7 protein-coding genes are annotated in these 6,751 nt (G+C 58.1%); 4 read left to right on the top strand and 3 right to left on the bottom strand.

Annotated elements, in window-relative coordinates:
- The 4 genes from V6C07_RS02750 to hcp form a co-directional block, all read left to right on the top strand.
- On the top strand, positions 1-184 hold a 184-nt coding region (locus V6C07_RS02750), incomplete at its 5' end, for a hypothetical protein (protein WP_333534849.1).
- Positions 185-198: 14 nt separating this feature from the next.
- A complete protein-coding gene (locus V6C07_RS02745) occupies positions 199-888 on the top strand; it encodes a Crp/Fnr family transcriptional regulator (protein ID WP_333534848.1) in 690 nt (229 codons plus the stop codon).
- A 65-nt stretch (positions 889-953) separates the two neighbouring features.
- Complete coding sequence (locus V6C07_RS02740) at positions 954-1,301, top strand: cupin domain-containing protein (protein ID WP_333534847.1); 348 nt, start codon at positions 954-956, stop codon at positions 1,299-1,301.
- 142 nt (positions 1,302-1,443) lie between these two features.
- Positions 1,444-3,069, top strand: coding sequence for a hydroxylamine reductase (gene hcp, locus V6C07_RS02735; RefSeq protein ID WP_333534850.1), 1,626 nt, complete (start codon positions 1,444-1,446; stop codon positions 3,067-3,069).
- 945 nt (positions 3,070-4,014) lie between these two features.
- On the opposite strand, the gene V6C07_RS02730 is transcribed toward hcp, so the two are convergent.
- From V6C07_RS02730 to V6C07_RS02720, 3 genes are all read right to left on the bottom strand, one after another.
- Positions 4,015-4,881: a hypothetical protein gene (locus tag V6C07_RS02730; RefSeq protein WP_333534846.1), complete on the bottom strand. Its 867-nt coding sequence runs from the start codon at positions 4,879-4,881 to the stop codon at positions 4,015-4,017.
- Positions 4,882-4,920: 39 nt separating this feature from the next.
- Complete coding sequence (gene cfa / locus V6C07_RS02725) at positions 4,921-6,033, bottom strand: cyclopropane fatty acyl phospholipid synthase (protein ID WP_333534845.1); 1,113 nt, start codon at positions 6,031-6,033, stop codon at positions 4,921-4,923.
- A gap of 295 nt (positions 6,034-6,328) precedes the next feature.
- Positions 6,329-6,751 (bottom strand): metal-dependent hydrolase (locus V6C07_RS02720; RefSeq protein WP_333534844.1); only part of this gene is annotated, 423 nt, incomplete at its 5' end.

The raw sequence follows: 6,751 nt of genomic DNA, 5'->3' as shown, positions 1-6,751 counted from the left end.
AGACCGCAGAGCAGTCGCCGCCCTCGCAGGCAGGCGCCGCAGCCGGGGCGCACAATCCGTGGGCCTGCGCAAAGCTGCCCTGTTCAGTCAACTGCTCCCTATGGGCATTGCTGCCGTTTTTATGTATAGTGTTCGGGACGGCCCTGCCGCCCGGCGCATGTTCCGGCGGCTTCTCCACCTCTGACGCCGGAAAAACGCATGGATCAGGCCCTGAAAAACTGCGATCTTTTCGCCCACATGAGCGCGGATGAAGCAAGGCTTTGCCTGGGGTGCAGCGGCGCGGTGGAAGAAAAATACGGCAAGGGGAGCATGGTTTTTTGCGAAACAGACGCCCCCACCCGGCTCTTTGTCCTGCTGGAAGGATCTGTTTCCGTCGGACGTGACAGCGCCGACGGCAGGCGAGCCATCATGGCGCGCATTGACCATCCTGGCGATCTGTTTGGCGAAGTATATGTTTTTCTTGACCAGTCCAGTTACGGCTGCAGCGTGCAGGCAGAAAGCCCCGTACGCGTGCTGGCCATACCCGCAAAATTTTTCTATTCTACCTGCGAAAAGCGCTGCAGCATGCATGCGCAGATCATACGCAACATGCTTTCAGTATTTGCCCGCAAGGCTTTTTTTCTCACACGCCGCGTATCGCTGCTTTCATCCGGCAGCCTGCGCCGCAAGATCGCCTCTTTGCTGCTTGAGCACCGTAAGCCCGACGGTTCACTGAATCTGCTTATGAACCGTGAACAGATGGCCGACTTTCTGGGCGTCACACGGCCCTCGCTTTCCCGTGAGCTGGCAGCCATGCGCGATGAAGGGCTGCTGAACATCAACGGAAAACATATCACCCTGCCTCATCCCGACCGCCTGAAAGAATTTTACGATTATTCTGTTCCGTAACAATTGTTACGGACGCCGACTCCCCCCCTTGGTATACAGGAAACATCAAAAGCAAGGAGGGAACCATGCAACGCCTGCTCAAGAATCTCGAGTACGCCGCCGCGCTGCCCCTGGCCGCGCAGGTATACTGCCAGCCGGGGCAGGTGACCAGCAAGACGCTTGTTCAGAGCAATGCCGTGAGCATAACCCTTTTCGCCTTTGACAAGGGCCAAGAGATCAATACGCACACCTCCGCAGGCGATGCCTTTGTTCTGGCCCTTGAGGGACAGGGACAGGTGACCATAAGCGGGCAGCCGGTTCCTCTCAAACCCGGGGATTCCATCATCATGCCCGCCGGGCAGCCCCATTCCATCAATGCTGTGGAACGCTTAAAAATATTGCTGGTTGTCGTTTTTCCGCCGGAAGCACGCTGAGCCTGCCACATCGGCGCAATGCGGACCTGAAGATTTCCGCCCGCGCAAACAGTTTTCATCCACGATGCCCGCCCGCTGCGGGCTTCACCCAAGCCTCCGCCGCAACGGAGCCATACAAGGACAAGAAACCATGAGTAATGCCATGTTCTGCTACCAGTGCCAGGAAACCGTGGGCAACAAAGGCTGCACCCAGGTTGGCGTGTGCGGCAAAAAGCCTGAAACTGCCGCCCTTCAGGACGCGCTGATCTATGTGACCAAGGGCCTCGGCCAGATCGCCACGCGCCTGCGCGCCGAAGGCAAGGCTGTTGACCACAGGATCGACCGTCTGGTTGCCGGCAACCTGTTTGCCACCATCACCAATGCCAACTTTGACGACGACATCCTCACCGAGCGCGTGCGCATGACCTGTGCCGCCAAAAAAGAACTGGCCGCGTCCCTTACCGACAAAAGCGGTCTCAGCGACGCCGCCCTGTGGGAAGCCACGGAAAAGTCCGCCATGCTGGCCAAGGCCGGAACCGTGGGCGTCATGGCGACCACCGACGATGATGTGCGCTCCCTGCGCTGGCTCATCACCTTTGGCCTCAAGGGCATGGCGGCCTACGCCAAGCATGCGGACGTGCTCGGCAAGCATGAAAGCAGCCTTGACGCCTTCATGCAGGAAGCCCTTGCCAAGACCCTGGACGACAGCCTGAGCGTGGCCGACCTTGTGGCCCTTACCCTTGAAACGGGCAAGTTCGGCGTCTCGGCCATGGCCCTGCTGGACGCGGCCAATACCGGCACGTATGGTCACCCCGAAATCACCAAGGTAAACATCGGCGTGGGCAGCAACCCCGGCATCCTCATTTCCGGGCATGACCTGCGCGACCTTGAAATGCTGCTCAAGCAGACCGAAGGCACGGGCGTTGACGTGTACACCCACTCTGAAATGCTGCCCGCCCATTACTACCCCGCCTTCAAGAAATATGCGCATTTCAAGGGCAACTACGGCAATGCCTGGTGGAAGCAGAAAGAAGAATTTGAAAGCTTTAACGGCCCCGTGCTGCTGACCACCAACTGCCTTGTGCCGCCCAAAGACAGCTACAAGGACCGCGTGTACACCACCGGCATCGTGGGCTTTACGGGCTGCAAGCATATCCCCGGTGAAATCGGCGAGCACAAGGACTTCAGCGCCATCATCGCCCATGCCAAAACCTGTCCCGCGCCGACGGAAATCGAATCCGGCGAAATCATCGGCGGCTTCGCGCACAATCAGGTGCTGGCCCTGGCCGACAAGGTTGTGGACGCGGTGAAGTCCGGCGCCATCAAAAAGTTTGTGGTCATGGCCGGCTGCGACGGTCGCGCCAAGTCCCGCACCTACTACACCGATTTTGCCGAAGGGCTGCCCAAGGACACGGTCATTCTTACCGCCGGTTGCGCCAAGTACCGTTACAACAAGCTCAACCTGGGCGACATCGGCGGCATCCCGCGCGTGCTGGACGCCGGGCAGTGCAACGACTCCTATTCCCTGGCGGTCATCGCCCTCAAACTCAAGGAAGTTTTCGGCCTTGAGGACGTCAACGACCTGCCCATTGTGTACAATATCGCCTGGTATGAGCAGAAGGCAGTTATCGTGCTTCTGGCCCTGCTGAGCCTCGGCGTGAAAAACATCCACCTCGGACCGACGCTGCCTGCCTTCCTTTCGCCCAACGTAGCCAAGGTGCTGGTGGAACAGTTCAAGATTGGCGGCATCACCACCCCGCAGGACGACCTCAAGGCGTTCTTCGGCTAGAGCAGATTAACTTTGAGAATGTACATTCTCAAAGTTTAAGTCACGCTCGCTTCGATGCTTAACCGCGCAAGTAAATTGCGCTTGCATCTTTGCGGCGGGCGACTGCTCACGCAGCCGCCAGAGCAATTTCAAAGTGAAATTGCTCTAATCCCTGCCGGATACCCCTGAAACACGCAGAAGGCGCGCACCACGGTGCGCGCCTTTTATTTTTCAGGGCAGATCAGCTTTGAATATATACCTTTTCAAAACGTAGAGCATTTTCGCACTGAGAATATCCATTCCCATTGCTTCCGGGACGCCCGCTTCCACGTCTACCGCACAGATAAACCGCGCTACGCAGCCGCAAGGGCAGTTTCAAGGAGAACTTGCTCCAAGACACGCCCGACAGCATAAAAAACCGCCGCGGAGGCCCTTGAAGCCGTCCTTGCCCCTGCACCGAAAGGCCATGCACTACAGGGTAACGCAATCCAGCGTGACGCAACGCAGGGACAATAAATTTTCGCAGTCCATCAGCTCGGGCCAGCAAAAAAAGCATTTCGTTGATGGCATTGCGCGGCGCGCAGGGAGATCACCCGACCGGAGGGAGGGAAGCTCCCGAAGCAAAAGACGCGCAGCCCTCGCAAACGCACGATAATTGAAAACCTGAAGGGGGTGCTTCGGGGGGGATGCAAGGGGGGCCGAGAAGGGGGCGAAGCCCCATAACCGGCCCCGCCTTGCCGCCCGCCGCGCAGGCGGACCAAATGAAAACAGGGAGCGCATTTCAAACATCACTTCCTGGAGCCCGGTTCGCCTTGCAAACATATCTTCTTGAATTTCATACAACCGACGCTTGCGGCGAGTAAACCCCGCCTGCGCTTTCACCACAAAACCTTGCCCTCCGATCCCTGCAAGCATTTCAGCCCTGTAGCACCCCAACAATGGGCGCGCGCACCCATCAACCGGCCGTCAGGACGCCGCTCCTCCGGCTCTCCGTCTTTGCACAGCGCTCACTACGGCGCTGGTCCCCAGCGCCGCACCCACGGCCAGAGCGTAACAGAGCCATAGGGGCGTAATTTCCACAAGGGGCATGACAATGGCGAAAAACGCGATGCAGCCGAACCAGCCCGCCATAAGCCCGCGATACACCCGCACCACGGTCCAGGGGCCCTGGGTGGCATGAATGAAAGGAACCATCGCACAGATCATGACAGGGAAAAACATGAGAATGCCGCTCCAGCCCGCCCCAAGGCAGTGCGCCGTCTCTGTAACCGCATAGACCAGCAGCGATCCGAAAGCCATCTGCACAAGCATGAGCCACTGGTGCGGCTGTGGCTGCGGCACGTCGCGGCCTGCCTGCCGGGGCAGGCACAGAAGCACAAGCAGAGGGGACAGCAAAGAAAAGCCCACCGCGCCCAGGGGCCAGTGCGGCAGCAACTGCACAAACCAGCCGCCCAGAAAGTATATGCCCAGTGAAAGCGCAATGGCCGCATACCAGGGTACGCCCAGTACGGCCAACCAGGGATAGGCCACAGCGGCCAGACCGTTGGCATCGATGCCGAGCAAGGTATTGTAGGCTGCCTGAGCGGAAAAGGCCGTTCCCTGTTCAAGGGTAAGAAAAAAAGAAAGGGGGCCGGACACCACCGGCAGCCCGGCGGCCACGCCCCCGGCAAAGGCTCCCCAGCGCCGGGTGATGAGCATGCAGATAAGCACGAGCAGAGGCGTCAGCGTGAGCTTGAAAAGAAGGATGCGGTCCACGGCGCTCTCCCTGAATGGTGGAACGGCGCCGTATCCGGCAAGATGCGCTACGGCGTGCAGCAGAAGCCATAACGCCATGCCTGCTGCAAGGCAAGAGCGTACATGGCGTGTCAAAGATCAGAGTTGCGGACGCTTGTATCCTCCCTCAACGCCTTTTGGCGAAAAGACGATCTGCCATAGCTGGAGATCACGGGCGCGAAAGGCCCCGGCGCAACTTGACAGATAATACAAAAACATGCGGCTCTGCGCTTCGCTGCACCGGAACTTGCCCTCCTCCCTGCCACGGATGAAATTTTCGGCCCAGCACATGAGGGTTCTGTCATAGTCCGCGCCAAAATTTTCCCAGTCCTCCATCACCATACGGCCTTCAGCACATTTCCCAACCAGGTGGATGCTGGGCAGCATGCCGTTTTTGAAAATGTATTTTTCAATCCAGGGGTCGACGCAACGACGCGCCTTGTTTCCGCCTATGGTGTGCAGCAAAAAAAGACCATCCTCTGCCAGAAGACGGCGGACGGTATCCATATAGACCGCATAGTTCTTGCGCCCCACATGTTCGAACATCCCCACAGAAACAATGCGGTCATACGTGCCGGAAAGGGTGCGATAATCCTGCAGCAGCCAGCGGGCATCCACCCCCCGGCCGTGCTCCCGCGCGTAGCTTGCCTGAGCTTTGGAAACCGTCACACCGGTGACCCGCACGCCGTATTCCCGCGCCATGTAGCGCCCAAGCCCGCCCCAGCCGCAGCCTATGTCCAAAACACTCATGCCCGGCTGCAAGCGTAGCTTGCGGCAAATCATGTCCATCTTCTGCCGCTGCGCTTCTTCCAGGTTTGCAGCGTTTTCCCAGTAGCCGCAACTATACTGCATGGCCGGGTCAAGCATGGCCTCAAAAACTTCATTGCCGAAGTCATAATGGTGCACAGCCACCATGCGTGCCCGTTCCGGACTTTGCAGATTGCGAAATGAGTAGGCAATAACCTCCAGCAGCACAGGCAGGGCAAAGCGAAAACGCTTTTCCAGACCGCCCCGCAAAATCCGATAAAAAAACTGATCAAGGGCCTTGCAGTCCCACCAGCCTTCCATATATGCCTCGCCCAGCCCCAGATTGGCGAAACGCAGAACACGGCTGTAAAGTTGATTGTTATGAACCTGAATATCCCACGGACGGGACCCGTCAATCTTCACATCTACGGAAGCCAGCATTTTTTTGATGTCCGATTCAAACATAACTGCTACTCCTGATCGATCTTGACGCAAAATTATGCGTAAGCCCTTACAGAAAGCAAATAATTTTGCTAGTTACGTAAGTCAGACCCCTCCATATAACCTCGCATGAGAATTATGCTACTGCTGTGCTTAAAAAAACACAACATAGCTGAGCGTGCCTGCGCACGGTAGGTCAAAATATCTTTCATGCTATCCTCTGCTATGCGTATACAACAAAAAACGCGGCGAACGCTCACGGCAGGGCCGGGCGTCCGCCGCGTCCGGATATCCGGCGGGCAAAACTGTCAGACAGCGTCTACAAAATTTTCGTGCGTGCGAGGTGGCGTGTCATGCGCAGCAGGTCTTCACCATAAAACCACCACGTCAGCCCCACCACACAGGCCAGAAAGCAATATTCGCCAAGACTGCCTGTGGAGCAGAGCTTGAGCGAAACCTTGTTCTTGCGCGAAAACGGCGTCAGCGGAACCCCGGAAGGCGTCAGCATGTCCAAAACCACATGACTCAAACCGCCAAAGCCCAGTCCCAGAAGCACATCACGCCCAATGGGGCCGAGTTCCGCAGCAGGCAAAACAAAGGCAGCCGCGCACAGGGCCAGCCACCAGCCGAACCAGTGGGTGGTTCCCCGGTGTACGGCATTGAATATTTTCTGCCTTCCCCGCCTGGTGGGGGCCAGGCCCGCCATGCGCTGGTCCAGCACATCGGGCAGCACGGCTCCGGC

Origin of the sequence: Desulfovibrio sp. 1214_IL3152 (assembly GCF_036763055.1) — a bacterium.
Taxonomy (GTDB): domain Bacteria; phylum Desulfobacterota; class Desulfovibrionia; order Desulfovibrionales; family Desulfovibrionaceae; genus Desulfovibrio.
Note: the sequence above shows the minus strand (reverse complement) of the source record. Positions and strands in the feature narration are given on the sequence as shown.

Bases quoted from the DNA above. Each gene is read 5' to 3' on its own strand.
- V6C07_RS02730 (WP_333534846.1), bottom strand. From the start codon at position 4,881: ATGGCGTTATGGCTTCTGCTGCACGCCGTAGCGCATCTTGCCGGATAC.
- hcp (WP_333534850.1), top strand. From the start codon at position 1,444: ATGTTCTGCTACCAGTGCCAGGAAACCGTGGGCAACAAAGGCTGCACC.
- V6C07_RS02740 (WP_333534847.1), top strand. From the start codon at position 954: ATGCAACGCCTGCTCAAGAATCTCGAGTACGCCGCCGCGCTGCCCCTG.
- cfa (WP_333534845.1), bottom strand. From the start codon at position 6,033: ATGTTTGAATCGGACATCAAAAAAATGCTGGCTTCCGTAGATGTGAAG.
- V6C07_RS02745 (WP_333534848.1), top strand. From the start codon at position 199: ATGGATCAGGCCCTGAAAAACTGCGATCTTTTCGCCCACATGAGCGCG.